Below are 26,194 nucleotides of genomic sequence, written 5' to 3'. Positions count from 1 at the left end.
GCGTCCCGTTGGCGCCTCAGCGCCGCCGGTGAAGGGGGTTCTAAGGATAACCACCAACCTCCGCAAGCAGTTTTTTCCAAAAAGACGGCCTTTTGCGCGAAAACTTGAAAAACAACTTAAAAACAACACGTTAGCAAAACGAAAACCACTTAACACCTCAACGAAAAATGCCCCGGCGCGCTGTTCTGGAGTGAATCAACGAGTCAGGGCATGGATTCGGGGTTTCGAGAAGAGAATCCGGGGGGCAAAGGGCGTGAATCGCCCCTACCTTCCCCGGGACAAAGGAAAGATGCGCGGCGCCACCCCGGAGGCCCAAGCCGCAGGCGGCAAGGATCAGCTGCGCACCACGTAGACCGACACCGACGCGTGGCGCACCACCTTGGCCGCGTTTGTCCCCAAAAGGTAGTCGCGTGCGGAAGGCCGGTGCGACCCGATCACGATCAGGTCGCTGCCCGCCACTTCCGCCGCGTGCAGTACTTCCTGGTAGACCTTGCCGGTGGCGACCTCGTGGCGGACCCCGGCATCGACCTCGTCGCCGAGCACCTTCCTGACGAAGCCCTTCAGCCGCTTGGCGGTCTTTTCGACCGCCTTGTGGTGGTAATCCTTGGGAAAGAAGTCCGGCACCTCACCGGCACCGAAACTGGGCACCACGGTGATCACGTCGAGCTGCGCCCCGTCAAGCGCGGCCAGTTTCGCCGCCACTTTCAGGACTTCGGTTTCGGGTTCATGCTGGCTCATGTCCACGGCGCATAGGATACAGTTGCTCATGCGGGGGCCTCCTGGCGGTTTGCACGGCGGCGTTGAAGGAATGCGATCAGCCCCAGCAGCAGCAGCGCGGGAATGAAGATCAGCTCTTTCGGCATCTGGTCGGCCGGCGCCTTGACGCTGGTCACCTGCACCGGATCGTCACCATAGAAATCGAAGCTCGACAGCGTGTCGAAGTAGGGCGTGCCGGGGAAGGGTTCATCGAGCTTCATCACCCCGTCTTCGTCGAAGGCGGCAAGCCCCACAGAAGCCAGCCGCGCATCGCCATCCGGCGCGCCGCTGATCGGCAGGACGATGGTGGTGTCCTTCAATTCGCCGGTGTCGAAATCCGGGCCGTTCAGGATCAGCCTGACCTCATCCCCTTCGGAGGCCGCGCCCAGAACCTCAGTCAGTTGCGACGGTTGCGAGATATGGAACGGCGGCTGGATCTGGTCCATCACCAGGCCCGGGCGGAACAGCACCACGGCGATAGCCACCAGCGCCACGCTTTCAACGATGGTGTTGCGGGTAATGAACCAGCCCATCGTGCCCGCGGTGAAGATCAATATCGCGATCGAGGCGACGATGAAGACGAAGATGCCCTCGATCAGCGTCACGTCGATCAGCAGCAGATCGGTGTTGAAGATGAAGAAGAACGGCAGAACCACGGTGCGCAAGCTGTAGAAGAAGGCGGTGAAGCCGGTGCGGATCGCATCGCCCCCAGACACCGCGGCGGCGGCGAAGCTCGCCAATCCCACCGGAGGTGTCACATCGGCCATGATACCGAAGTAGAAGACGAAGAGATGCACCGCGATCAGCGGCACGATCAGCCCGGAATTGGCGCCCAGTTCGACCACCACGCCGGCCATCAGCGACGAAACGACAATATAGTTGGCGGTGGTCGGCAGCCCCATGCCCAGCACCAGGCTCAGCAGCCCCACCATGATCAGCATCAGGATCAGGTTGCCCCCCGACAGGAATTCGACCAGGTCGGCCATCACCTGCCCGACCCCAGTCAGGGTCACGGTGCCGACGATGACGCCCGCCGTGGCGGTGGCCAGACCGATACCGATCATGTTGCGGGCGCCGTCGATCATCCCCTGCCCCAGGTCGATCACGCCGAAGCGGAACGCCGCCCCGGTATCGCCATGGCCGCGCATCATCGTCTTCAGCGGCCGCTGGGTCAGCAGGATCACGAACAGAAGCGCGGTGGCCCAGAACGCCGACAGGCCGGGGGATTTCTGTTCGATCATCAGGAAATAAACCAGCACGATGATCGGCAGTAGGTAATAAAGCCCGGATTTGTAGATCTCGGACACTTCCGGCAATTCGACCTGTTCAGCATTGGGATCATCGGGTTCAAGGTCATCGACCTGCGCCGCCAGCCACAGCAGCGCCAGATAGGCGAACGCGACCAGCGCCGACAGGATCCACCCTGCCCCTTCGGGCACCATCGACACGATCGCCCGGACCGGGAATTGCACGCCGTAACACAGGGCGGCGAAACCGGCAAAGAACAGGAACATGCCGAAGATCGTGCGCGCCAGCGACGTCACCTTGTTGCCCAGCGTCGGCAGGTTCCGCTTCACCGCTTCGAGATGCACGATGTAAACCAGCGCCATGTAGGAAATCACCGCCGGAAGGAAGGCGTGGGTGATCACCTCGACATAGGAAATGCCGACATATTCCACCATCAGGAAGGCGGCGGCGCCCATTACCGGCGGCATGATCTGCCCGTTCACCGAACTGGCGACCTCGACCGCGCCGGCCTTTTCGCTGGAAAAGCCGACCCGCTTCATCAGCGGGATGGTGAAGGTGCCGGTGGTCACCACGTTGGCGATCGACGACCCGGAAATCAGGCCGGTTGCTGCCGACCCGACGACGGCGGCCTTGGCCGGGCCGCCGCGCAGGTGGCCAAGCGCCCCGAAGGCCATCTTGATGAAGTAATTCCCCGCGCCCGCCTTTTCCAACAACGCGCCGAACAGCACGAATAGGAAGACGAACTTGGTCGACACGCCCAAAGCGATGCCGAAAACGCCTTCGGAAGTGATCCACATATGGCTCATCGCCTTTTTCAGGCTGGCGCCCTTCCAGCGGATCACTTCGGGAATCCACTCGGACGACCCGAAGAAGACATAGGCGAGGAAGATCGTGGCGATGATCGCCATCGCGGGGCCGAGCGCGCGGCGCGCTGCTTCGAACAGCAGGATCAGGCCCACCAGCGCGAACCATTTGTCGACGTCATCGGCCAAGCCGCCGGAATCGACGATCTTCTGGTAAAAGACATAGCCGTAAAGCGCGATGAAGGCCCCGACGCCCGCCATCACCCAATCCTGCACCGGGATGTAGCGGCGCGGGCTGGTCGACAGCGCCGGATAGGCGAGGAAGGCCAGGAAGATCGCGAAGGCCAGGTGTATCTGGCGCGAGTTGTTGATGATGTCGCCGGGCAAGATCACATTCGCCAAGGGCGAGGCAAGCACCACCTGGAACAGCGACCAGAGCAACGCCACCGCTGCAAGGAATGTGGCAACCGCCCCCGTGGGCGACCGTCCCCCGGCGTCCGAGGCCGCGACGAGTTCCTGAAGTTCGGCTTCGCTGAGCTGACGGCCCGCGCTGTCGGATTTGGCCATGACATGTCCCCCTGTCACCCATGCGGCTATGGCTGCCGCTTCTGGCATGATCGTACTGAATGGTTTTTCAAGCAATACCGGCGGCCAGATCGATCTGGCCGCCGGTCATGGGCGTGAGCGGATCGCTTATTCGATCCAGCCCTGTTCCTTGTAGTACTTGGCGGCACCGGCATGCAGCGGCGCCGACAGGCCGGCGGTTGCCATTTCCTTGGGATCAAGGTTGGCGAAGGCCGGGTGCAGTTTCTTGAAGTCGTCGAAGTTTTCGAACACCGACTTCACCACGGTATAGACCGCTTCTTCCGACACTGCGGTCGAGGTCACGAAGGTCGCGCCGACACCGAAGGTGTTCACGTCATTGTCGTTGCCGCGATACATGCCGCCGGGGATGGTGGCAGTGCGGTAGAACGAATTTTCCTCGACCAGCTTGTCCACGGACGCGCCGTTCACCGAAACCAGCACGGAATCGCAGGCGGTGGTGGCTTCCTGGATCGACCCGGACGGGTGGCCGACGGTGTAGACCATCGCGTCGATCTGGTTGTCGCACAGCGCCGCCGACTGTTCGGCCGCCTTCAGCTCGGTCGCCAGGGCGAAATCGTCGGTGGTCCAGCCCTTGGCTTCCAGCAGCACTTCCATCGTGCCGCGCTGACCGGAACCGGGGTTGCCGATATTCACGCGCTTGCCCTTGAGGTCGTCGAAAGTGGTGACGCCGGCATCGGCGCGGGCCACGACGGTGAACGGTTCGGGATGGACCGAGAACACCGCGCGCAGGTCGGTGAACGGACCCTGTTCCTCGAATTTCGAGGTGCCGTTATAGGCATGGTACTGCCAGTCCGACTGCGCCACGCCGAATTCCAGTTCGCCTTCGCGGATGGTGTTGATGTTGTACACCGACCCGCCGGTGGATTCGACCGAACAGCGGATGCCGTGTTCCTTGCGGCCCTTGTTGACCAGACGGCAGATCGCGCCGCCGGTCGGGTAATACACACCGGTCACGCCGCCGGTGCCGATGGTGATGAAATCCTCGGCCATCGCCATCGGAGCGGCCATGATGGACGCGGCGACAACCGCACCACCCAGTTTCAGTTTGTTGAACATCTTAATCTCCCTGATTGATGTTACGGGTTACTCACTCGGACCAGAATTCCCCCAGTCCGCTGTTGCGGGTTTCGACATCGCGAATCCGCCGGCTGGTGCCCTGCGGATCGCAAGCCACCAGCATCGCCATCAGGCTTTCGAGCAAAGCCAGCGTGGCGGTGTAGGATGAAAAGAATTGCGGGCTTTCCGACGGCACGATGAACGGCACATCGGCATATTTCAGCGCCGGGCAGGAATGGCTGTCGGTGATGATGATCGTGGTCGCGCCCAGATCCTGCGCCATCTGCGCGGCGATGATGGCGCGGCGTGCATAGGGCGACTTGGTCACGATGAACAACACATCCTTGTCACTCATCACCGACAGGGCCGCGCCCAGCGACGCCCCCATGCGCCCGGCCAATGTCCAGTTCGAGGTGCAGTAATTGGCCAGATAGGCGAGGTATTCCACGATGCCGGTCGACCCGAAGGCACCGAATAGAACCACGTTGTGCGCCCGGGCCAACGCCTCGACCGCGCGGGTCAGCTTGTCCTCGGTCATCTGTGCCTGAAGCGAAACGATGTTGGCGATACAGGCATCGGTCTGGCGCTCGAATAGAGATTTCCCTGTTCCGCCATCATCGGCAAGCCGCTCGGCCTTTTCCGAAAAGCTCGGCACATGCTGGCCCACCGCTTCACGGCACAGTTCGCGCATGTCCTCGTAAGTGGTGAAGCCAAGCGCCCGGGCCAGCCGGGAATAGGTTGCCGGCGACAGCCCGCTGCTCGAAGACACCGCGCGCAGGGACCGGGAAGCCACGTCCATCGGATTCGCCGCGACATAGTCGGCGGCCTTGCGCAGCTGCCCGCTCAAGTCGCTGTAATGCGACGCGATCATGTCCTCGATAGACGACTGCTCGGCCACGAATCTCTCCCCTCGTTCACGAGTCATATTTCATTTGTATTTTTTCTTGTCAACAATTGAAACATATGTTTCATGAAGAGCGGTTCCGGCCCAAGCAGGCGGCCGAATCGCGATGCAGATGGCTGCAGACACAATCTTAAGGACGGCGCCGATGTCCCATGTCTTTCCCCGCCACACCAAATCCATCCCGCCGCTCGCCGCGCTTGGCGAAGGCTGTTACCTGATCGACGAAACCGGAAAGCGATACTTCGACGGATCGGGCGGCGCCGCGGTCTCCTGCCTCGGTCACTCCGATCCGGATGTGATCGCGGCGATACAGGAACAGGTTGGCAAGCTCGCCTTTGCCCATACCGGGTTCTTTTCCTCCGAACCGGCCGAGGACCTGGCCAATCTCTTGATCGAACACGCCCCCGGGGCGTTGGACCGGGTCTATTTCGTGTCCGGCGGGTCCGAGGCGATGGAATCGGCGTTGAAACTGGCGCGGCAGTACTTTCTGGAAATCGGTGAACCACAGCGCCGCCACGTGATCGCGCGGCGGCAGAGCTATCACGGCAACACGCTGGGCGTGCTGGCTGTGGGCGGCAACATGTGGCGACGCGAACCGTTTTCGCCGCTGTTGATGGACGCCAGCCACATTTCCCCCTGCTACGAATATCGCGGCCGGGCCGAGGGCGAAACGGCCTTCGATTACAGCCAGCGGGTCGCGAACGAGCTTGAGGCGGAAATCCAGCGGCTGGGGCCGGACAGCGTGATGGCCTTCGTCGCCGAACCCGTTGTCGGCGCCACCGCAGGCGCCGTGCCGCCGGTCGCGGGCTATTTCAAACGCGTCCGCGAAATCTGCGATCAATATGGCGTGCTGCTGATCCTCGACGAGGTGATGTGCGGCATGGGCCGGACCGGCACCCTGTTCGCCTGCGAACAGGATGGCATCGCCCCCAACATCACCGCCATCGCCAAGGGGCTGGGCGCCGGCTATCAGCCGATCGGCGCGATGCTGTGCACCGACAAGATCTACAGCGCGATCGAAAACGGATCGGGCTTCTTCCAGCACGGCCACACCTATATCGGCCACCCGGTGGCGGCGGCGGCGGCTAAGGCGGTAGTGACCAAGCTGACGAAGGGTGGGATGGCCGCGCGGGCGATGGACATGGGCGGCCGGCTGCAAACCGCGCTGGAGGACCGGTTCGGCCAGCACCCCCATATCGGTGACATCCGCGGCCGCGGCCTGTTCCGCGGGCTGGAACTGGTGAAGGACCGCGAAACCAAGGTGCCGTTTTCGCCCGAACTGAAGCTGCATGCCAAGATCAAGGCAGCCGCGTTCCGGGCCGGGCTGATCTGTTACCCGATGGGAGGCACCGTCGACGGTAACATCGGCGACCACGTTCTGCTGGCCCCGCCCTTCATCCTGACCGATGATCAGATCGGCGAAGTGGTGGACAAACTGTCCGGCGCAATCGACACGGTGCTGGCCGGGATCCCTGCCACCGATAAGAGGGCCTAGACCGGCGGCCGGGCCGCGCTCCCTGCGCGGCGCGCCTTGCGGATCAGTCCGTGAAGGCCACCCCGTCCATCAGCTTGCGCGCGGTGCGCAGGATGGCGGCGCTTTCCACCGTGCCGTCCGCACCCAGGTTGGCGACCACCGTCATTTCGCCAGTGGGATGTTCCACCGACAGATCGCGGGTTGCGCCCTCGCCGGTCTGCGCCAGTTCATGCGCGGGCGCACCGTCCAGCAGGCAGGCGGTGGCGACGCTGACCGCGCCCAACACGCCGATCGTCTTGTGGCAGCGATGCGGGATGAAGGTGCGAGTGGCGATGGCGCCGCCCTCGCGGGGAGCACTGACCATGGTCATCTTGGGCACCGATTTTTCCGACACGTCGCCCAGATTCATCATCGGCCCGCAGGCCAGCCTGATCTTTTCCAGCTTGGCGCGCAATTCAGCATTGGCTTCCAGTTCCTCGGGCGCCTCGGTGCCTGCGATGCCCATGTCGGCTGCGCGCATCACCACGCAGGGCATGCCGTTGTCGATCATGGTCAGTTCGACCCCTTCGACCACGTCGCAGACATTGCCGGTGGGCAGCAAAGCGCCGCAGCTCGACCCGGCGGTGTCCTTGAATTCGATCGGCACCGGGGCCGACGTGCCCGGCACGCCGTCGATGCGCGCCTCGCCCGAATAGCTCACCTGCCCGCCCGGGGTCTGCACCTGCGCCACGGCGACCTGGCCGGTGTTTTCCATGTAGATGGTGACCGGGGTCACGCCGTCGCGCGCCGCGACCAGCCCGCGTTCGATGGCGAAGGGGCCGACGCCGGCAAGGATATTGCCGCAGTTCTGCGCATCGGTGACGATGGGCTGATCGACGAAGACCTGCAGGAACAGGTAATCGACATCGACGCCCTCGCGATCCGACTTACGCACCACCGCAACCTTGGAGGTCAGCGGATCGGCCCCGCCCATGCCGTCTATCTGGCGCGGATCGGGCGATCCCATGATCCGCAAAAGCACCGCATCGCGCGCGGCCACACCGGCAGGCAGGTCGGACGCCAGGAAATAGCCCCCCTTCGAGGTGCCGCCGCGCATCCACATCACCGGAATTCCGTTGCTCATGATTTTCCCCCGCTATTGCCCGGCTTTGCGCCGGGCAGCGCCCGTCCCGTTGCCCAGGCGGGCGCCACTGTTCTTGGTCCGATCCGGGTCCGGATCAGACGTATTTCAGACCCTTTTCGGCCAGGCGCCCACGCATGTCGTAGATGTCCAGCCCCAGCTCGCCGGCCTGCAGCCGGGCGCGCTTGGTCTCTTCGTTGGCTTCGCGGGCGCGGGATTTTTCCAGCACCTCTGCAGCCTCGTCGCGGCGCACAACGCAGACACCGTCATCGTCGGCCACGATGATGTCGCCAGGGTCGATCAGTTCGTCGGCGCAGACGACCGGCACGTTGACCGATCCCAGCACTTCCTTGACCGTGCCTTGCGCGAAGACCGCCTTCGACCAGACCGGGAAGTTCATCTCGGTCAGGTCGCGCACGTCGCGCACGCCCGCTTCGATGATCAGCCCGCGGCAGCCGCGCACCTGCGCCGAGGTCGCCAGCAGGTCACCGAAATACCCGGCGTTCGACGGCGAGGTGGGGGCGAGGACGATGATATCGCCCTCTTTCAGCTGCTCGATGGCGACATGGACCATCCAGTTATCGCAGGGCGGGGCGGAAATCGTCACCGCCGACCCCGCGATGCGAGCGCCGGAATAGATCGGCCGCATGTAGTCGGCCAGCAGCCCCTTGCGCCCCTGCGCTTCGTGCACCGTTGCAACGCCGCAGTCTGCCAGACCGTCGATCACCGCCTGATCGGCACGTTCGATATTCTGGACGACGACGCCCTGAGTTCCGACAGGATATTCGCTCATGACAATTCATCCACGCAGGTCGGGAAGATCGATTCGAAGCCTTCGGCATATTCCGCCGCGCGGCCACCCGCCATGCCGCCGGAATTGCGGCGGAAGTGGTTGGCGCGCTGCTGCGCCACGCGGGTATAGAAATCCCACAGATGGACCTGACCGTTCATGCATTCCATCGCGGCGCGCTTCTTGTCCCAGACATCGGTGATGTCGAGGAAGACATTCGGCTTCCACCCCATCTGTTCGGTCTGGTGCGGTTCGAACAGGTAAAGCTGCGGCGCGCCCAGCACCTTTTCGCCCGGGTTGTGGCCCCAAGCCTGCGCGATCATGCGGCAGGTCAGGGCGAACTCGGTCGTTTTCATGTGGTCGGTGTTATAGGGGTCCCACTTGGAGTGCGAGAACATGAAGTTCGGCTGCACCTTGCGGATGATGTCGACGACCTTTTCCTCGGCTTCCTGCCCGAAGCGCAGCGGGTAATCGCCCATGTCGAGGAACTCGATGTCATGCACGTCCAGCGCCTTGGCGGCGTCTTCAGCTTCCTTCTTGCGGATCGATTTGACCTCGTCCAGCGTCTTGCCTTCTTTCCACAGGCGGGCGCTTTCGCCGCGTTCGCCGTAGGACAGGCAGACGACGGTCACATCGTAGCCCAGTTTCTGATGCTTGGCGATGGCGCCACCACAGCGCCAGACGAAATCAGCAGCGTGGGCGCTGATGACAAGAGCAGTTTTCTGATCAGACATGTCAAACCCCGTAAATTTCAGTTCCGCGGCACTATGGCGCTTCGCTTCACAACTTGCCATTTCGTTTCGCCGCAGCCACTATTTGTTTTAGCTATAGCTTTCATGGGCGATGGGGAATGAACGGGCAGGATTTCAATCTGCGGCACCTGCGGGCCTTCGTCCTGGTCTGCCGGCTTGGCGGCATCACGGCGGCGGCGGAAGCGGTGCACATGTCGCAACCGGCGATCACCCAGGCCATTGCCAAGCTCGAAGCGTCGCTGGACGAAAAGCTGCTGGTGCGCAGCAGCCGCGGCATGTACCCGACGACGGCGGGTGAAATGTTCGTGCACCGCTGCGACCGCGCGCTGAACATCCTGAAACAGGGCTGCGCAGACGCCGCCACGCGGCAGAAAGCGGCGGCCACGGCCCGGTTCGACACCAAGATATCCTCGACCCAGCTGCGGGCGCTGATCGCGGTGGCCGCGCATGGCAATTTTTCGGTCGCCGCACGCGCGATCGGCATCTCGCAACCGTCGCTGTACCGCACCGCACGCGAACTGGAAAAGGTCTCGGGGCTGACGCTCTATCGCAAATCGGAAAGCGGCTACGACCCGACCGTCGCGGCCCGGATCCTGATCCGCGCCGCCAAGCTGAGCTTTTACGAACTGGATCAGGCTCTGGACGAATTGTCGTCCTTCGGCGGGGCACATAGCGGCCGGATCGTCATCGGCGCGCTGCCGCTGTCGCGCAGCGTGCTGCTGCCACAGGCGATCAACATGATAACGCAGGCCTTTCCCGATGCCGACATCCAGGTGATCGACGGGCCCTACGACGATCTGCTGAACGGGCTCCGCCACGGCGAAATCGACCTGATGCTGGGCGCCCTGCGCGATCCACCTCCGGCCGAGGACGTTGTACAGACACCGCTATTCGACGACCGGCTGGGCATTTTCTGCCACCCCGGCCATCCGTTGGCAGGGCGCGACAATATCCCGTTGGACGAATTGATCCAGTACCCGTGGATCCTGCCGCGAAAGGGGACGCCGACCCGCGACCAGGCCAGCGCCTTCTTCCGCGCCAACGGATTGTCGGACCCGACACGGGTGATCGAAACAAGCGCCATCATCCTGGTCCGCAGCCTGCTGGAAAGCGGCGGCCGGCTGACGATGATTTCGCAGACCCAGGTCAGCGACGAGGTCAAGCTCGGGGTGATGCTGCCGCTTCCGATTGAGATCGGCGATACCCCGCGACCGATCGGCATCACCCAGCGGACCGACTGGCAGCCCACCCAGATGCAGGAACGGTTCCTGCAGGTGCTGCGGCAGGTTTCGCAAACTCTGGATTGAAACGCGCAGGAGCCGTCGGCTTAATGCGGCTTGGGGGCCTGCCGTTCGATTTCCTCGAACGCTTCCTCGATATCCTCGGGATCCTCCGACGGGATCGCGTATTTACCGCTCATCCAGCGGCCCAGATCGATATCGGCGCAGCGCTTGGAACAGAAAGGGCGGAATTTCGGATCGGTTTTTTCCGAACAGATCGGGCAGCTCATTTCAAAAGCTCCGTCAGGGGCAGGCGGTCGCGTTTGCGCTGCAGTTCGTAATGCCCCAACGGCGTCCATCCGGCCAGCACCGTTTCGATCGGGTCTGCCTTGAAGGCCGCGCGCAGCGACATTTCGAAAGTGCGGCGATCCTTTTTCGGCATCGGCGCCAGGTCCAGCGTGATCTGGCCACCAAGCCCGCGCAGCCGAAGCTGGCGCGGCAGGTCCTTCGCAGCTGCGATATTGGCCTTCATCCCCGCCGCCGGCGAGGTGTCATTGCCGGTATTCACATCCACCGCCACCAGCGCCCGGGTCGGTTCGACATACATGAAGGCCCCGCCGGTCAGCTTGACCAGCGGCTGACTCGCGTCATCGAGCATGTCCAGAACGCCGTGCCGTTCGAACCCGCCCGGTTCGGTCACGATATCGGCCGGGTCGATCCATTCCCGCCAGGCGGTCTGATGCGGCCCGTCGCCTTCGGTCAGCGCTTCCGGTTCGCCGTCGCGGTCAGCGACAATGCTCAGCGCCAGGTCGGCCATGTCGGCGATATCCTCGGCGATCTCCCCGGCTTCGCCCTCGGCGCAGGACGACCGCAGGATCAGCCCCATGTCGCTGTCGCCCATCACTTCGCGCGCGATGCCCAGCAGCATGTCGCGGATATCGTCATCCTTGATCCGACGGCTGATGTTCAGCCCCGGCGCGTCGGGCGTGACGATCGCATAGCGGCTTTTGAACAGGAGCTTCTGGGTGACCGGCAACGCCTTGCCGTCCTCGGCATGGCCGGTGACCTGCACCAGCATCCGGTCGCCCGGCGCGATCCCCTTGACCTGACGCAGGAAGGCCTTGCCGTCGGGGGTTTTCACGAACAAGCCGCCCTGCCCCTTCATCGGCCGTTCGGCGACGGCGCGATAGATGGTGCCGACGCGCGGCTGATCGGAATCGATCAGGATGTCCTCGAGCTTGCCATCGACGATCAGGGCCGCGGCTTCGCGCCCGTCCAGATGGTCGAGGATGATCTGACGGCCTTTCATGCCTGCCTCCATAGCGGGTATTCCGCAGCCTGCAGCAACCCCGCGGTTTCGGTCAACGGCAGCCCCACCACGGCGGTGAAGGATCCCGAAATCCACGGGATCAGCGCCCCGGCCGGCCCCTGGATGCCATACCCGCCCGCCTTGCCCTGCCAATCGTTGGTGGCAAGATACGCGTTCAGTTCCTCGTCGGACAGGTTCTTCATCCGCACCGTGGTGACCACGTCCTTTTCCCAGACATTGTCGCCCCGGCGCACCGCCACGGCGGTGATCACCCGGTGCCGCCGCCCGGACATGGCCAGCAGGAATTCAGCCGCTTCGCCGGCATTTTCCGGCTTGCCCAGGATACGACGGCCCAAGGCGACGGTGGTATCGGCGCAGAGCACGATATCGTCCGCGTCGGCCTGCACCGCGCGCACCTTTTCAATCGCCATGCGGGCGCAATAGGGACGCGGAAGTTCGTTTTTCAGGGGTGTTTCATCAATATCGGGCGGGCGGACATCATCCGCCACAACCCCGATTTGCGCCAGCAGCTCCTTGCGCCGCGGGCTGCCCGATCCGAGGATCAGACGCACTTACTTGAAGCGATAGTTGATCCGACCCTTGGTCAGATCGTAGGGGGTCATTTCAACCTGAACCCGGTCGCCAGCCAGAACCCGGATGCGGTTTTTGCGCATCTTACCTGCCGTATGTGCGATGATTTCATGGCCATTCTCAAGCTCGACCCGAAACGTCGCATTAGGCAGGAGTTCCTTCACGACACCGGGAAATTCGAGCATTTCTTCCTTGGCCATGTTATCTCCTTGCTTTTTCGCCCCACCCTTTGAGGGACGCGCGTTAAATGGGCCCATTTTGACATATTTTCAAGCCCAAATCGCCATCACAACAAGGCGAGCGCAGGTTTTCCGGCGCGATCGTGCTGATCGTTCCAATGGGTTTTGTTCAGCACATGGCCATCGGCGCGCACCTTGTGAATGTTTTCCAGATCGATCTCGGCATAGGTCCAGCCCGGGCTTCCCAGGGTGCCCTCGGCGATCACGCCGGTGGGCGGAAAGCCCATGTCGGGCGGTCCGAAAACACCGCCCATGCCGGTGTTTTCCTCCACCGCGTAGATATCGGGACGGTCGCCCACCAGCGACGCCATCACCGTCACGCATTGCCCTTCCAGCGCGCGCGCCATCGCACCGATCCGCACCCGCCAATAGCCTTCCGTCGCCTCGGTGGCCGAAGGCACGAGGATCAGCTCCGCCCCCGCCTCGGTCAGCGCGCGGCCCAACAGCGGAAATTCGCTGTCATAACAGATCAGCACCCCGATCCGGCCCAGAGCGGTTTCGAAGATCTTCAGCGCACCGCCCCCAGCAACGCCCCAGTCTTCGCGTTCGAACCGGGTCATGATCTGCTTGTCCTGATGGTCGATATCGCCGGACGGCGCGAAAAACGGCGCCCGGTTCACCACCTTGCCGCCATCCTCGACCGGGGCCGAACCGCCGAGGATATAAACCCCGAATTCCCGCGCCAGCCGCGCCAGCACGGTATTGGACCGCCCCACCAGTTCGGACACCGCCCGGATCGACCCGGCCAGATCGGCAGCCACCTCGGTCCCGGCAAGCGAAGCCAATTCCATCGCCGCATATTCCGGAAACACCAGCAGATCGGCCCCCTGCCCCGCGGCCTCGGACACCCAGGCCCGCATTTTGTCCTCGTAGCCCGACCAGTCGTGAAACCAGTCCAACGGATAAGCTGCTGTTGCCACTTTCACGATGGATCCCTTCTTCATTTCAAATTCACCCGCACCGGCATCGCTTCAACGCTCCAACCCACGCATCCAGAATTGCAGGGGCTTTTCGGTCTGCACGCTGTCGCCCACGTCCTTCCAGCGAAACCGCGCCACCACCCCGGGCAGCTTTGCGTATCCGCGCTTGGACCAGAAATCGTCCAGGGGCCGATAATTCTCCGGGCGCATCGGATGATTTCCCGGTCGCATTACCGCGCAGAAGGCGGTTTTCGTGCGCCCCAGGTTCCGCGCATGGTCTTCGCGCAGATCGAAAAAACGGTGTCCGATCCCGCGCCCGCGATACCCCGGCAGCAGCACCGATTCGGCGCAGTAGAAAACATTTTCCAACCGCTCGTCCGTACCCGCGAAGGCTGCTGCGAAATCATCGGCATGGTCTTCCATCGGGGTGCCGGTCGCCGCGCCGACCAGCCGGTCACCGTCGAAAGACCCCACCACCACCGCACCCTCGCTGTCACGGTAGCTTTGCATGTAGCGTTTTTCGTAATCCAGATCGCCGTCGTAGAGATACGGCCAGTCACGGAACACCGCGATCCTGAGCCGCGCGACATCCTCCAGCGCCGCCTCGAGCGCGCTGCCGGTGAGAACCTCAACCCGGATCATCGCAATATCTGCCGGTTACGCCCCGCCGGCCCGGAAAAGATGGACATTGGAAATACCTTTAACATTTTCCCGCAAAAGAAAAGCCCAAAGGTACGGATGCGGGACGGGCATCCGTTTCCACGGCGCGAACCGTTTCCCCGCGTCACGGCTAGGGGAAGGCGTTCACACCTCTTGGCGCGGCTCGCCCCAGCGGGCGATCAGCTGCTCGACGATCTGGTCGCGGCTTATGCGATAGGCTTCGAGCTTGTTCTCGCGGGTTTCGCCCTGGCCGCTGGGATCGAAGATCGGCCAATAGTCGACCTCAAGATGGTAGATCCGGGTCAGTTCCTCGGCCTGGAGCTTGCTGGCCGGGGTCAGCGCCACGATCAGGTCGAAGGAGGACAGGTCTTCGCCATATTCCTTCAACTCGTCGAAACCGCGCGCCTTGTGGCGCGACAGCTCCACCCCGATTTCCTGGCACACGGCAATCGCGAAACCGTCGATTTCCATGTCGCCCTTGACACCCACCGACTGCACATAGGTGCCGGAGCCGTAGAATTTCTTCATGATTCCCTCCGCCATCGGCGAGCGGACGGAGTTGTGGTCGCAACAGAACAGGACCGATTGTGGCAGGGGATCGACCACGCCTCAGCCTCCGAAATGCAGCACGCAGATCAGCGTGAACAGGCGCCGCGCGGTGTCGCTGTCGACCACGGCCTTGCCTTCCAGCCGGTCCTGCAGAATGCGGGCGCCTTCGTTGTGGATGCCGCGCCGGGCCATGTCGATGGTTTCGATCTGGCTCGGCGGCATGTTTTTCACCGCGTCATAATAACTTTCGCAGATCGCCCAGTAATCCTTGACCACCTGACGGAACGGCGACAGCGACAGATGGAATTCCGCCGCCTTCTGCGCATCCTCGGTGACGATGTCGAACACCAGCCGTTTTTCCTTGATCGACAGCCCGACCCGATAGGGCCCGTCGGGTATCACCCGATCGTCGCGCTTGGGCAGATCGAAGCTGTTGTCTTCCAGCAGATCGAACATCGCCACCTTGCGCTCCTGCTCGATCTCGGGCGTCGGCGGCGGCAGGTTGCGGTCATCCAGTTCGATGTGACTGATACGGGACATGGGTTCAATCTCGCTGTGCTTTTGACAAAACCCTGTTAGCCTGCGACCTCTTCCGGCGCAATACGCAGGCAAGATACGTGGCGGCACAGAGCACCGCCGGCCCCGCGGGGACAAGCCACGGCCGTTTGGGATTGTTGCGCAGCCCCCGCCCACCCTGATGGACAAGCTGAAGGGGGAGCCCCCTCAGTCCTCGTTCAATTGATCGAGCCGCGCCCGCACCGACAGCCCATGCGCCTGCAGGCTTTCCGAAATCGCCAGCGTTTCGGCGGCCGGGCCGATGGCGCGCAGCGCCGCGGGCGTCATCTTGGCCAGCGTGGTGCGCTTGAGGAAATCCATCACCGATAGACCCGAGGAGAACCGCGCCGAGCGCGCGGTGGGCAGCACGTGATTGGGGCCGCCGACGTAATCTCCGATCGCTTCGGGGGTCCAGCCGCCGAGGAAAATCGCCCCCGCATGGGTGATCTTCTCGGCCAAAGCATCGGGATCGGCGACGCAAAGCTCCAGGTGTTCCGGCGCCACCCGGTTCGACAGCTCCGCGGCCCGGTCGAGGTCATCCACCACGATCACCGTGCCGAAATCGCGCCAGCTCGCCCCGGCAATGGCGCGCCGTTCCAGCGTTTCGAGGTTGCGCTCCACCGCCGCGATCACCGCCTTGGCGAAATCCGCGCTGTCGGTGATCAGGATCGATTGCGCGCTTTCGTCATGTTCGGCCTGGCTCAGCAGATCCAGCGCGACCCAGTCGGGATTGGCATCGCCATCGGCGATGACGAGGATTTCCGACGGACCGGCGATCATGTCGATGCCCACCTTGCCGAACACCCGCCGCTTGGCGGCAGCAACGAAAGCGTTGCCCGGCCCGGTGATCTTGTCCACCGGCTGCACGGTTTCGGTGCCATAGGCCAGCGCCGCCACTGCCTGCGCCCCGCCGATGCGGTAAATCTCGTCCACGCCGGCGATCTGTGCCGCCAGCAGTACCAGCGGATTGGCCACCCCGTCCGGGGTCGGCACCACGATGGCAAGCCGCTCCACCCCGGCCACCTTGGCCGGGATCGCGTTCATCAGAACCGAGGACGGGTAAGAGGCCAGCCCGCCCGGCACGTAAAGCCCCGCCGCCGACACCGGCGTCCAGCGCCAGCCCAGCCCGGCGCCAGCCTCGTCGGTCCAGTAGGCATCCTCGGGCAGCTGCTTTTCGTGATAGGCGCGGATGCGCGCGGCGGCCAGTTCCAGCGCCTCACGTTCGGGCCCGGGCACTTGGGCCACGAGGTCCGCGATCTCGTCTTGCGAAAAGCGCAAAGTCTGAGGGGTCAATTCCAGCCGGTCGAACTTCGCCGTCAGCTCGATCAGCGCCGCGTCGCCGCGCGCGCGCACATCGGCGATGATGCCGGCCACGACATCGTCCACATCAGGGCTGTCCTCGCGCTTGGCGCCCAGAAGCGCGGTGAAGGCGGTTTCGAAATCGGCGTCGGTTGCGTTCAGGAATACAGGCATGGTCCCTCCGGGTGATTGCCCCGACATACAAGCCCCGCGCGCCAGCCTCAAGCATTCCTGTGGCGGGAAATGAGGGGCGCTGCCCCTCTTGGCCCAAGGGCCAATTCACCCCGGGATATTTTCAAAAAGGAGAAGCATAGAGGGCAACAATCCTTCTCCTTTTTCCAAATATCCCCGCCGGAGGCATCCCCGAGCGAATTTGGCGCAGGCAAATTCGCGAGATATCAAGCGCGCGCTGAAAGCGCGCACGATCAGGTCACGCCTCGTCTGGATGTCCCGGTGCCTTGCCCGAGGGTGCGCGATAGGGGCGGGTGACGTCCTTCAGAACCGCTTCCAGCGCCTCCACCTGCAGCCGGATCGCGCCGTCGCCGGCAAGCGTCAGCTCCACCGTGCCGCCCGGCGCCTCGCCCGGCTGCCAGTCGAGCGCCAACAGCGACAGGACCATGTCCTTGTCGCCGCGCTCGATGCCTTGCGAGGCAACCTTTGCGACATTTTCAAAGACCAGCAGCGATTGCACCCGCTCGGCGCCGTGGCGGTCGCGGCCACGGTCTTCCCAGCGGAACCGGTTGAGCAGCAGCGCAAAGCGCCTCTCGCCCGGGCGCCATGTCATTTCGCCGGCCGGGAACACCGCATCCTGCACCAGCGCCGAGATCACCCGCAGGTCATCCGGTTCCAGCGCGCCGAGATTCAGAGGCGTCTCGCGCCCGTCTTCGAACCGTGCGTCTTCGCTCATTCCGCGTTCACCCGTTCTATCCGCGCGCCGATATTGCGCAGTTTTTCCTCGACCCGTTCATAGCCGCGATCCAGGTGATAGACCCGGTTCACGATGGTTTCGCCTTCCGCCGCCAGCCCGGCGAGGATCAGTGAAACGGAGGCGCGCAGGTCGGTCGCCATCACCGGCGCACCCTTGAGTTTTTCCACCCCCGTCACCGTCGCGGTGCCGCCGTGGACCTCGATTTCGGCCCCCATGCGCATCAGTTCGGGCGCATGCATGAAGCGATTCTCGAAGATGCGTTCTTCCAGCACCGAGGTGCCCTCGGCGGTGCACATCAGCGCCATCATCTGCGCCTGCAGGTCGGTGGGGAAGCCCGGGAAGGGTTCGGTCACCACGTCTACCGCGCGCACCCGGCCGTTCTTGCGCGCCACCTTAAGACCGCTGTCGGTTTCTTCCACCGAAATACCCGCCGCGTCGAGTTTTTCGCAGAAGGCGCCGACCAGATCGATTCGACCGCCCAAAAGCTCCACTTCGCCGCCGCAGATCGCCGGGGCCAGCATGTAGGTGCCCAGTTCGATCCGGTCGGTCACCACCGGGTGGGTGGCGCCGCTCAGACGGTCAACGCCTTGAATGGTGATGGTCGAGGTTCCTTCGCCCTCGATCTGCGCCCCCATCTTGCGCAGGCAATGCACCAGGTCGACGATTTCCGGTTCCCGCGCGGCGTTTTTCAGGACCGTGGTGCCCTTGGCCAGCGTCGCCGCCATCACCACGTTTTCGGTCGCGCCGACCGAGGCGAAACGCAACTCGTGCACCGCGCCTTTCAGCCCGCCCGGCGCCTTGGCGTGCAGGTAGCCGTCTTTCAGCTCGATCTCCGCACCCATCGCCTCGAGCGCCGTAATGTGCAGATCCATCGGCCGCGCGCCGATGGCGCAACCGCCGGGCAGCGACACCTCGGCATGGTGTTCGCGCGCCAGAAGCGGCCCCAGCACGAGGTTGGAGGCGCGCATCTTGCGCACGATGTCGTATTCGGCCCGGGTGGTGCTGAGGTTGTGGCTCGACATCGCCTGCACCTGGCCGTCCTGCATGCTGGTCACCTCGGCGCCCAGCGATTGCAGCAGTTCGGTCATCGTCTTGATGTCACTCAACCGCGGCGCATTCGTCAGCGTCAGCGGTTCTTCGCTGAGCAGCGTCGCCGGCATCAGCGTCAGGCATGCGTTCTTGGCCCCGGCGATCGGGATCTGCCCCTTCAGGGGGCCGTTGCCCGTCACGATAATCGAATCCATCAGTCCTGCCCCTTGTCGTTGTTGTCCGGCCCGTCCGCTGGCCCGCCTGCCGCCCGGGCGCGCGCCTGCGCCTTGCGTTTGGCCATATTGGCCTTCAGCGCGGCCTTCAACCGATCCTCGCGCGGGTCGGTCTTTTTCGGTTGTTTTTTGCCGTGATACTTCTGCTCCATGGCACTGTCTTACATTAGGGCGAAAAAACCGTCCAGATAACGCTTGCACCCGGAATCATTTAGGGCTAATCAGCGCCCCACGGTCGGACAGGACATGTTCCAGCGACCGGAAAACGGCGCTGCTGTAGCTCAGTGGTAGAGCACTCCCTTGGTAAGGGAGAGGTCGACAGTTCAATCCTGTCCAGCAGCACCATCACCACCTCCACAACATACTGAAGAAGGCGCAAGTTCTTCTTTTTGACGCCATTCAACGGCCCAAACGTCCACCTTTCAAAGCCCAGAAAGGTTGCCAATCCCGCGTCATATCCATCGGGCGGTGCGCTCGACCGCCAGAGCCTGGAGGAGCTGACGTTTCCTCTTGCCCGAACCGAGCTGGACCGGCTGTCAGGGAATCTTTTTTCACACGCGCGCACCGCGTCGGGGAATCGCCGACACGATGCGATATCGCTGTCAGCGAATTGTCGCCGTACACCCTTCAAATTCAGTTCGACGACGGCCGGTTGCCGGCCGTTTCCCACCCCTTGCGAAGCTCTGCGCCATCGCCGCGGCATCCGCGGCCCGTGCATCGCATGAGCCAAATACCCTCGATCGTCGCAGCAGCGATCCGGGACCGGGCACCGGTTGAGCCCCCCAACCGCAGAACGAATCCATTTGTCCGCTCAAAATCTCTCGGACCGAGCAGCAGTTCCCTATCGACCTAATTCGTTCACACGGTTTCAGCAGCCATCGTCTTCGTTCGGGAAGCTGACGGAGTTTTCAAGTGCGGCATCACTGGGCTTCACTGCGAGAGCGGAAATCTCGCTTTCGATGGCCTCAAAGCTTTTGGCGTCGTCAATGCTCCAGATCTGGTTCATTGCTTCATCGCAAGGGGTTGTGGTGCCGGCAATTGAAGCGCCGACCATCAGCACCGATGTGATGACCGTGATTGCAAGAGTTTGGATGGTTTTCCGATTGCCTGTCATCTTGACGATCCTTTCGTGTGTCGTTGGACCATGGGCAAGGTCATCATACCACGGAAAGGCCCTGAATTGGGGCGCGCTGAGAATCGGACCCTGTCCATCAGCGATCTTCAGCCCCCTCCCATCGCCCGCAAGAGCTGACCTTGATCGGAGGTGAAGCGGCAGACCACGCCCATTCAGAGCGGCCAGAGCATCGGCACCAGCAGCAGAACGATCGCCACCGACACCGCCGTCAACGGCACTCCGGCAAGGATGAAATCGCGCAACCGGTAATGGCCCTTGCCGTAAACCAGCAAAAGTGCCGGTTCGAGCGGCGCGATGAAGGACAGCGAGGCCGACAGGGTGACGATCACCGCCAGGGGACGCGGATCGACACCCAACCCGGAGGCGATCGCGACCGCGACGGGCAACACGGTCAGCGCGGCGGCCGCATTCGACAAGGCCTGGGTCAGCAGGATCGTCAGCAGCGACAACATGATCAGCACCGCGGTCTGCCCCAGCGGCGCGACATAATGTAGGATGCCTTCGGCCAACCAATCCGCAGCCCCGGTCTGCAGCATGGCAAGCCCAAGCCCCGACATGCCGCCAATCAGGATCAGGATATGCCAGGACACCTTGGAAAAAGCATCGCGCAGGGTGAACCGCCCGGCCAGCACCAGAGCCATCACCGCGCTGAGCAACGCTACCCCCATCGGCAGCAGCCCGAGCGACGACACCGCGATCGCGGCAAACAGCGCGCTGAGCGTATACCAGCCTTCCCTGCGGCTGGGCGCGACCGGTTCGGATCGCCCCGACAGATAGATATCGACGTCGTCATCGACCCGTTCCATACCTTCCCTGTTGCCGGCCAGGAACAGGATGTCGCCCGCGCGCAGCCGCATCAGGCCAACCCGGGCAACACGCTCGTAACCTGCGCGCCGCACCCCGACCACCGACACATCCGGGGCCAGCCGGCGCCGCATCCCAGCCACAGACAGGCCGGTCCAGCGCGATCCCGGCAGCAGGATCGCCTCGGCGGTGATCTCGGCCGGGGCATCCTCGGCCACCCCGTCGAGATGGAACCGGTCATCCGCGGCCAGCCGCGCCAGGGCGGAAGCGGCGGCATGCACCAGGATATGATCACCTGCGTGCACCTTGCGGCGGCCATGCGGTGCGACCCGCCCCTCTTCAGTGTCGATGGCCAGAGGCGTTGCCCCCAGATCGGGAAGCCCGAGGTCGCCAAGCGCCGTTTCGGCCACCTTGGATCCCTCCACGACGATCAGGTCGGCCAGGAACAGGTCTTCGCGTATTTCGCGGTCGCTGCCGCGTTCGCGTTCGGGGATGAAATGATTGCCCAGCAACACCACGGTGACGATACCGGCAGCGGTCACCGCGATCCCGACCCAGAAGAATTCGAACAGGTGGAACGGTTCCAGCCCCATCCGCGTGATCACCCCGTTCGCCGCGATGTTGGCCGAGGTACCGATCAGCGTCGCGCAGCCCCCCATCATCGAGGCAAAGGCCATCGGCATCATGAACCGCCCCGGGCTGACCTTGGCCTTATCCGCCGCGTCACTGGCGATAGGCATCATCACGGCGGTGGTGCTGGTATTGCTGAACACCATCGACAACGCCGCCGAACTGGCCATCAGCCGTGCCACGATCGCCGCCGGTGAGCGCCCTTTGCGACCGGCCAGCCACGACGATAGCCCATGCATCGCACCCGATTCCGACAACCGCCGCGACAGGATCATCACGCAGGCAAGCACCACGATCGCTTCGCTGGCGAAGCCCCGGAACGCTTCCTCGGCGGTCATGACACCACTGCCCGCCAGCATCAGGACAAGACCCAGAGAGGTGACTTCCGGCGGCACCAGTTCGGTCACCAGCAACACCGCCGCGGCGACGAAAAGCAGAAGAACGAAAGCGATTTCAACTGTCACGATGCGCGCCTCACCTGCCCGGGTTTCCCCCCCATGGTGCGGATTGGCGCGGAATTGTCCATGACCTCTTCGATGTCATGGCACGGAAAGGCTCCCCGCCCCCTGGCGGACCTTTTCAATCCCGCAGGCGCTGCTAGGGTGCCGTCATGAGTTTGAAATCTTCCGCCATCGCGCTTGGACTTCTGTTGCTGATCCTGCCGGTTGTCATGCCAGTTCCGACCGGCATGCCCGCCGCGGCCTGGCTGGCTGCGGGGCTGGCCCTGACCATGGCGGCGTGGTGGCTGAGCGAGGCCCTGCCCCTGGCGGCGACGGCGCTGCTGCCGCTGGCCGTGGCGCCGCTTCTGGGCATTTCGGGAATCGCCGAGGTGGCAAGCCATTACAGCCATCCGCTGATCATCCTGTTTCTCGGCGGTTTCCTTCTGGCCCGGGCGATCGAACGCTGCGGATTGCACCGGCGCCTGGCCGCGACGCTGCTCGGCGCCGCCGGCAAGCGCCCGACGCATATCCTCGCCGCGGTGATGGCGACCACCGCCTTTCTCAGCCTTTGGATCAGCAACACCGCCTCGACCATGGTGATCGCGCCGATCGCCGCCGCGATCGCCGCGTCGCAACCCGACCGGCCCCAATTCGGCACCGCGCTGATGCTGGGCGTGGCCTTCGCCGCCACCATCGGCGGGATGGGGTCGTTGATCGGAACGCCGCCGAACGCGATCTTCGCCGCCCATGTCAGCACCGCCTACGGAATCGAGATCGGGTTTGCGCAGTGGGCGGCGATCGGGATTCCGGTGGCGCTGGTGCTGTTGGGGATCACGTGGCTGGTGCTGTCGCGTCTCAGCCCGGGACTGCGCGCCGACGAACTGAACCTGTCCTTCGGCAACCAGGCGGCCCCGATGAGCGTGGCGGAAAGGCGCGTCGCGGTGATCGCGGCGCTGACGGCGCTGGCGTGGATCACGCGCCCCCTGCTGGATTGGCTGTTTCCGGCGCTGATGCTGTCGGATGCGGGCATCGCCATGCTGGCGGCGATGGCGCTTTTCATCACCCCCGACGGCGATAACGGCAGGCTGCTTGACTGGGACACGGCTGCCGGGCTCCGCTGGGACGTGCTGATCCTGTTCGGTGGCGGACTGGCGCTGGCCGGAATACTGGACCAGACCGGGCTGGCCGGATGGATCGGCGGAAAAATCGACACGCTTGGCCACCTGCCCGAAATCCTGCTGCTGTTTGTGATCGCCGCGCTGATCGTCTATATTGGCGAACTCGCCAGCAATACCGCGATGGCAGCCATTTTCCTGCCCATCGCCGGGGCGGCAGCCGCAACGTTGCAGGTCGATCCGGTGATTTTCATGCTGCCGGTGGCGCTGTCCGCCTCGATTGGTTTCATGCTGCCGGTCGCCACCCCGCCCAACGCGATCGTGTTCAGCAATCCGTCGGTCACGCGCGGCGACATGCTGCGCGCAGGCGCCCTGCTTGACGTGATCGGGATCGGGATTGCGGTCGCCGCGGGGGCCCTTCTGGCCCCGGTGTTCTTCGGCTGAGAAGCCTCAGCCCGTCGTCGTCGCCCGGTGGATGTCACCGGTGTCGAGCACCGGCGAGGCATCGATATCCTCGGCATCGAGCATCGAGGCAACCCGTTCCAGAGACGCGACAAGCATCGCCTGCTCCCAGTCCTCCATCGCGGAAAACTTGCGAACGAACCGCTGCTGCAGCGGATCGGGCGCGTCGGATAATGTCTGGCGCCCGGTTTCGGTCAGCACGATATTGGTCTGCCGTCGGTCGACCGAGGATTTTTCCCGGCTGACCAGCCCCTGCTTAACCAGCTTGTCGACCAGCGACGTCACCGTGGCCTGCGACACGCGCATGCGCGTCGAAATTTCCTTGGCGGTGGTCTGCCCCTTCTCCGCAACGATCTGCAACACCCGAAACTGAACCGCGGTCACGCCCGAGGACTGGGCCAATTCGCGCCCAAACAATTCCGTCGCCCGCAAGATGCGACGAAGTGCAATCAGACTGACGTCAACGCGATCCATGAAATTCCTCAAGTACAGAACTTGGAAAGGATATGGAGTGTTTCTTCGCATATCAACACAATAATAATTTAGACAACCAAAGCAATACCTGTGTGAAAAATCGCATTATCACTAACAAAAATAGGCATTTTGAGGTATTTTTGCTTAGACTGTTGAAGTTTTTACTTCGCAGTGTTATTTAGTCTCTCGAAGCAATCAAGGAGGCAGCTCGAACAATGCGACACACACGGGGACTAGAAGGCAAAGCACTACCGAATCTCCGTGAGCCCAGCGCCGAGGACGGCGCAGATATCTGGGAGCTTGTGCGCAGCTGCAAACCGCTCGACGAAAACTCTATGTATTGCAATCTGATCCAGTGCGATCACTTCCGCGAAACCTGCGTGGTGGCCGAACTGGACGGTGAAGTCGTTGGCTGGATTTCCGCCTACATCCTTCCCTATGACCCCGAGACGCTGTTCGTCTGGCAGGTCGCCGTAGCCGAAAAGGCGCGCGGGATGGGATTGGGCAACGCGATGCTGCAAAGCATCCTCGGCCGTGATGCCTGCGACGGCGTCCGCCGGGTTCAGACCACGATCACCAGCGACAATGACGCGTCCTGGTCGCTGTTCCGCAAATTCGCGCGCGTCAAGGATGCGGATATCGAATCGCAGCCTTACTTCACCCAGGCTCTGCACTTCCGTGATCGCCATGCGACTGAAAACATGGTCACGATCACGCTGAAACAGCAGATGCGCGCCGCTGCCTGAGCATGTGGCGTCAGCCTGCCCTCACCTTTCCCATAACGTTACCCGAAGGAAGTCATATGTTGACGTCTCCGTCCGACCCCACTGTATTTCAACGCCGCGAATCCGAGGCGCGGTCCTACTGCCGCGGCTTCGATGCCGTGTTTGCGCAGGCGGCCGGTTCCGAACTGATCGACGCCGAGGGCAACCGCTACATCGATTTCCTGGCCGGCTGTTCGTCGCTGAACTACGGCCATAACGATCCCGACATGAAAACCGCGCTGATCGAGCATATCAGCGGCGACGGGATCGCCCACGGCCTGGACCTGCATACAGAGGTCAAGGCACGGTTCCTGAGCGCGTTCGAGACCCACATCCTGAAGCCGCGCAACATGGATCACCGCCTGATGTTCACCGGCCCGACCGGCGCCAACGCCGTCGAGGCGGCGATCAAGCTGGCGCGCAAGGTGACCGGCCGAACCAACGTGATCAGCTTCACCAACGGCTTCCACGGCGTCACGCTGGGGGCTCTTGCCGCGACCGGCAACAGCTATCACCGGGGCGGCGCCGGCATTCCGCTGAGCGGCGTGGCCCGGATGCCCTATGACGGCTACATGGGATCCAAGGTGGACACCGCCGACCTGCTGGAAAAGATGCTGAGCGACCCGTCCTCGGGCATAGACGCACCCGCCGCGATCATTTTCGAAACGGTGCAAGGCGAAGGCGGCCTGAACGCCGCGAGCCCCGAATGGGTTCGCAAGGTGGCCGCGATCGCCAAGGCACACGGCGCGCTGCTGATCATCGACGACGTGCAGGCCGGTTGCGGCCGTGCCGGCAGCTTCTTTTCGTTCGAAGACTTCGGCGTTGTTCCGGATATCGTGACGATGGCGAAATCGATCTCGGGCTTCGGCCTGCCGATGGCGCTGATGCTGGTGCGCCCCGAACACGACAAGTTCGGCCCGGCCGAACATAACGGCACCTTCCGCGGCAACACCCATGCCTTCGTCACCGCCCGGATCTCGATCGAAAAATTCTGGGCCGACGAAACCTTCCAGGACCAGTTGGCGCAGAAGGAACGGATCATCCTGTCGGGACTGGCTGCCATTTCCGAAATGGTGCCGGGCGCGCGGCTGAAGGGCCGTGGCCTGATGCGCGGCGTCGATGTCGGATCGGGCGATCTGGCCGCCGCAATCTGCGCGCGTGCCTTCGACAACGGGCTGATCATCGAAACCTCGGGTCCCAATGACGAGGTAGTCAAGATCCTGGCCCCCCTCACCACTCCCGACACCGTGCTGCGCAAGGGGCTGAACATCCTGATGGATGCCGTGCGCGACACCACCACAGACATGAAATTCGCAGCGGAGTAACGCA

29 protein-coding genes and 1 tRNA gene are annotated in these 26,194 nt (G+C 63.3%); 8 read left to right on the top strand and 22 right to left on the bottom strand.

All coding sequences use genetic code 11. The features are described from left to right. A partial coding sequence (locus tag IT775_RS18450; RefSeq protein ID WP_212702713.1) for a hypothetical protein occupies positions 1 to 352 on the top strand: 352 nt, incomplete at its 5' end. Here IT775_RS18450 and IT775_RS18445 read toward each other — a convergent pair. Both IT775_RS18445 and IT775_RS18440 read right to left on the bottom strand, forming a co-directional pair. Next, positions 334 to 768 carry a universal stress protein gene (locus tag IT775_RS18445; RefSeq protein WP_212702712.1) on the bottom strand — a complete coding sequence of 145 codons (435 nt, stop codon included), beginning with the start codon at positions 766 to 768 and terminating at the stop codon, positions 334 to 336. The two genes, IT775_RS18450 and IT775_RS18445, sit on opposite strands and share 19 nt — an antisense overlap. Continuing rightward, positions 765 to 3,374: a TRAP transporter permease gene (locus IT775_RS18440; protein ID WP_212702711.1), complete on the bottom strand. Its 2,610-nt coding sequence runs from the start codon at positions 3,372 to 3,374 to the stop codon at positions 765 to 767. The genes IT775_RS18445 and IT775_RS18440 overlap by 4 nt, the downstream gene beginning before the upstream one ends. A gap of 28 nt (positions 3,375 to 3,402) precedes the next feature. Between IT775_RS18440 and IT775_RS21505 the strand changes: the two genes are divergently transcribed. Further along, positions 3,403 to 3,528 carry a hypothetical protein gene (locus tag IT775_RS21505; protein ID WP_281414378.1) on the top strand — a complete coding sequence of 42 codons (126 nt, stop codon included), beginning with the start codon at positions 3,403 to 3,405 and terminating at the stop codon, positions 3,526 to 3,528. Here IT775_RS21505 and IT775_RS18435 read toward each other — a convergent pair. Continuing rightward, positions 3,501 to 4,469 (bottom strand): TAXI family TRAP transporter solute-binding subunit, encoded by a 969-nt coding sequence (locus IT775_RS18435; RefSeq protein ID WP_212702710.1) that lies wholly within the window; start codon positions 4,467 to 4,469, stop codon positions 3,501 to 3,503. The genes IT775_RS21505 and IT775_RS18435 overlap by 28 nt on opposite strands. 31 nt (positions 4,470 to 4,500) lie before the next feature. After that, positions 4,501 to 5,367 carry a MurR/RpiR family transcriptional regulator gene (locus tag IT775_RS18430; protein ID WP_212702709.1) on the bottom strand — a complete coding sequence of 289 codons (867 nt, stop codon included), beginning with the start codon at positions 5,365 to 5,367 and terminating at the stop codon, positions 4,501 to 4,503. 151 nt (positions 5,368 to 5,518) lie between these two features. Between IT775_RS18430 and IT775_RS18425 the strand changes: the two genes are divergently transcribed. Next, a complete protein-coding gene (locus IT775_RS18425; protein WP_212702708.1) occupies positions 5,519 to 6,868 on the top strand; it encodes an aspartate aminotransferase family protein in 1,350 nt (449 codons plus the stop codon). A 43-nt stretch (positions 6,869 to 6,911) separates the two neighbouring features. Here IT775_RS18425 and IT775_RS18420 read toward each other — a convergent pair whose 3' ends face one another. The 3 genes from IT775_RS18420 to IT775_RS18410 all read right to left on the bottom strand — a co-directional run bounded on the left by IT775_RS18420 (position 6,912) and on the right by IT775_RS18410 (position 9,491). Then, positions 6,912 to 7,970: a 4-oxalomesaconate tautomerase gene (locus IT775_RS18420; protein ID WP_212702707.1), complete on the bottom strand. Its 1,059-nt coding sequence runs from the start codon at positions 7,968 to 7,970 to the stop codon at positions 6,912 to 6,914. Between the two features lie 94 nt (positions 7,971 to 8,064). Continuing rightward, positions 8,065 to 8,760, bottom strand: coding sequence for a 4-carboxy-4-hydroxy-2-oxoadipate aldolase/oxaloacetate decarboxylase (gene ligK / locus IT775_RS18415; RefSeq protein WP_212702706.1), 696 nt, complete (start codon positions 8,758 to 8,760; stop codon positions 8,065 to 8,067). Beyond that, on the bottom strand, positions 8,757 to 9,491 hold the full coding sequence (locus IT775_RS18410) for a PIG-L deacetylase family protein (protein ID WP_212702705.1): 735 nt from the start codon (positions 9,489 to 9,491) through the stop codon (positions 8,757 to 8,759). Before IT775_RS18410 ends, ligK begins: the two co-directional genes overlap by 4 nt. Before the next feature lie 116 nt (positions 9,492 to 9,607). On the opposite strand from IT775_RS18410, the gene IT775_RS18405 reads away from it, so the two are divergent. After that, positions 9,608 to 10,816 carry a LysR family transcriptional regulator gene (locus IT775_RS18405; protein ID WP_212702704.1) on the top strand — a complete coding sequence of 403 codons (1,209 nt, stop codon included), beginning with the start codon at positions 9,608 to 9,610 and terminating at the stop codon, positions 10,814 to 10,816. A 20-nt stretch (positions 10,817 to 10,836) separates the two neighbouring features. Here IT775_RS18405 and IT775_RS18400 read toward each other — a convergent pair whose 3' ends face one another. The 12 genes from IT775_RS18400 to IT775_RS18345 all read right to left on the bottom strand — a co-directional run bounded on the left by IT775_RS18400 (position 10,837) and on the right by IT775_RS18345 (position 19,193). After that, the gene (locus tag IT775_RS18400; protein WP_212702703.1) at positions 10,837 to 11,019 is read right to left on the bottom strand and encodes a DNA gyrase inhibitor YacG; all 183 of its coding nucleotides are present in this window, start codon (positions 11,017 to 11,019) and stop codon (positions 10,837 to 10,839) included. Next, entirely contained in the window at positions 11,016 to 12,038 is a 1,023-nt protein-coding gene (locus tag IT775_RS18395; RefSeq protein WP_212702702.1) for a ribonuclease E/G, read from the bottom strand. Before IT775_RS18395 ends, IT775_RS18400 begins: the two co-directional genes overlap by 4 nt. After that, positions 12,035 to 12,610, bottom strand: coding sequence for a Maf family protein (locus tag IT775_RS18390; RefSeq protein WP_212702701.1), 576 nt, complete (start codon positions 12,608 to 12,610; stop codon positions 12,035 to 12,037). Before IT775_RS18390 ends, IT775_RS18395 begins: the two co-directional genes overlap by 4 nt. Then, on the bottom strand, positions 12,611 to 12,829 hold the full coding sequence (gene infA / locus IT775_RS18385; RefSeq protein WP_037209844.1) for a translation initiation factor IF-1: 219 nt from the start codon (positions 12,827 to 12,829) through the stop codon (positions 12,611 to 12,613). 86 nt (positions 12,830 to 12,915) lie between these two features. After that, positions 12,916 to 13,794: a carbon-nitrogen hydrolase family protein gene (locus IT775_RS18380; protein WP_212702715.1), complete on the bottom strand. Its 879-nt coding sequence runs from the start codon at positions 13,792 to 13,794 to the stop codon at positions 12,916 to 12,918. Positions 13,795 to 13,839: 45 nt separating this feature from the next. Next, positions 13,840 to 14,430 carry a GNAT family N-acetyltransferase gene (locus IT775_RS18375; RefSeq protein WP_212702700.1) on the bottom strand — a complete coding sequence of 197 codons (591 nt, stop codon included), beginning with the start codon at positions 14,428 to 14,430 and terminating at the stop codon, positions 13,840 to 13,842. A 162-nt stretch (positions 14,431 to 14,592) separates the two neighbouring features. Beyond that, positions 14,593 to 15,054, bottom strand: coding sequence for an arsenate-mycothiol transferase ArsC (locus IT775_RS18370; protein ID WP_212702699.1), 462 nt, complete (start codon positions 15,052 to 15,054; stop codon positions 14,593 to 14,595). A 3-nt stretch (positions 15,055 to 15,057) separates the two neighbouring features. Further along, positions 15,058 to 15,537 carry a UPF0262 family protein gene (locus IT775_RS18365; RefSeq protein WP_212702698.1) on the bottom strand — a complete coding sequence of 160 codons (480 nt, stop codon included), beginning with the start codon at positions 15,535 to 15,537 and terminating at the stop codon, positions 15,058 to 15,060. Between the two features lie 183 nt (positions 15,538 to 15,720). Then, on the bottom strand, positions 15,721 to 17,025 hold the full coding sequence (hisD, locus tag IT775_RS18360) for a histidinol dehydrogenase (protein WP_212702697.1): 1,305 nt from the start codon (positions 17,023 to 17,025) through the stop codon (positions 15,721 to 15,723). A gap of 256 nt (positions 17,026 to 17,281) precedes the next feature. After that, positions 17,282 to 17,758, bottom strand: a complete 477-nt coding sequence (locus IT775_RS18355; protein WP_212702696.1) for a DUF2948 family protein — start codon at positions 17,756 to 17,758, stop codon at positions 17,282 to 17,284. Then, positions 17,755 to 19,023, bottom strand: a complete 1,269-nt coding sequence (murA, locus tag IT775_RS18350; protein WP_212702695.1) for a UDP-N-acetylglucosamine 1-carboxyvinyltransferase — start codon at positions 19,021 to 19,023, stop codon at positions 17,755 to 17,757. The genes IT775_RS18355 and murA overlap by 4 nt, the downstream gene beginning before the upstream one ends. Continuing rightward, complete coding sequence (locus tag IT775_RS18345; RefSeq protein ID WP_212702694.1) at positions 19,023 to 19,193, bottom strand: hypothetical protein; 171 nt, start codon at positions 19,191 to 19,193, stop codon at positions 19,023 to 19,025. Before IT775_RS18345 ends, murA begins: the two co-directional genes overlap by 1 nt. A 118-nt stretch (positions 19,194 to 19,311) precedes the next feature. Between IT775_RS18345 and IT775_RS18340 the strand changes: the two genes are divergently transcribed. Then, positions 19,312 to 19,386: transfer RNA gene (locus IT775_RS18340), tRNA-Thr, on the top strand. 523 nt (positions 19,387 to 19,909) lie between these two features. On the opposite strand, the gene IT775_RS18335 is transcribed toward IT775_RS18340, so the two are convergent. Together IT775_RS18335 and IT775_RS18330 are read right to left on the bottom strand one after the other, a co-directional pair. Next, positions 19,910 to 20,155: a hypothetical protein gene (locus tag IT775_RS18335; RefSeq protein ID WP_212702693.1), complete on the bottom strand. Its 246-nt coding sequence runs from the start codon at positions 20,153 to 20,155 to the stop codon at positions 19,910 to 19,912. Between the two features lie 173 nt (positions 20,156 to 20,328). Beyond that, the gene (locus IT775_RS18330; protein ID WP_212702692.1) at positions 20,329 to 22,074 is read right to left on the bottom strand and encodes an SLC13 family permease; all 1,746 of its coding nucleotides are present in this window, start codon (positions 22,072 to 22,074) and stop codon (positions 20,329 to 20,331) included. Positions 22,075 to 22,220: 146 nt separating this feature from the next. Here IT775_RS18330 and IT775_RS18325 point away from each other — a divergent pair, with 146 nt between their 5' ends. After that, positions 22,221 to 23,609 carry an SLC13 family permease gene (locus IT775_RS18325; RefSeq protein ID WP_212702691.1) on the top strand — a complete coding sequence of 463 codons (1,389 nt, stop codon included), beginning with the start codon at positions 22,221 to 22,223 and terminating at the stop codon, positions 23,607 to 23,609. A gap of 6 nt (positions 23,610 to 23,615) precedes the next feature. On the opposite strand, the gene IT775_RS18320 is transcribed toward IT775_RS18325, so the two are convergent. Then, positions 23,616 to 24,101: a MarR family winged helix-turn-helix transcriptional regulator gene (locus IT775_RS18320; protein ID WP_212702690.1), complete on the bottom strand. Its 486-nt coding sequence runs from the start codon at positions 24,099 to 24,101 to the stop codon at positions 23,616 to 23,618. Between the two features lie 215 nt (positions 24,102 to 24,316). On the opposite strand from IT775_RS18320, the gene ectA reads away from it, so the two are divergent. Both ectA and ectB read left to right on the top strand, forming a co-directional pair. After that, complete coding sequence (gene ectA, locus IT775_RS18315) at positions 24,317 to 24,847, top strand: diaminobutyrate acetyltransferase (protein WP_212702689.1); 531 nt, start codon at positions 24,317 to 24,319, stop codon at positions 24,845 to 24,847. A 56-nt stretch (positions 24,848 to 24,903) separates the two neighbouring features. Then, the gene (gene ectB / locus IT775_RS18310; RefSeq protein WP_212702688.1) at positions 24,904 to 26,190 is read left to right on the top strand and encodes a diaminobutyrate--2-oxoglutarate transaminase; all 1,287 of its coding nucleotides are present in this window, start codon (positions 24,904 to 24,906) and stop codon (positions 26,188 to 26,190) included. Positions 26,191 to 26,194 lie beyond the last annotated feature (4 nt).

Source organism: Thalassovita aquimarina (assembly GCF_018219815.1).
Lineage (GTDB): Bacteria > Pseudomonadota > Alphaproteobacteria > Rhodobacterales > Rhodobacteraceae > Thalassobius > Thalassobius aquimarinus.
This window is presented reverse-complemented; position numbering and strand designations above follow the sequence as displayed.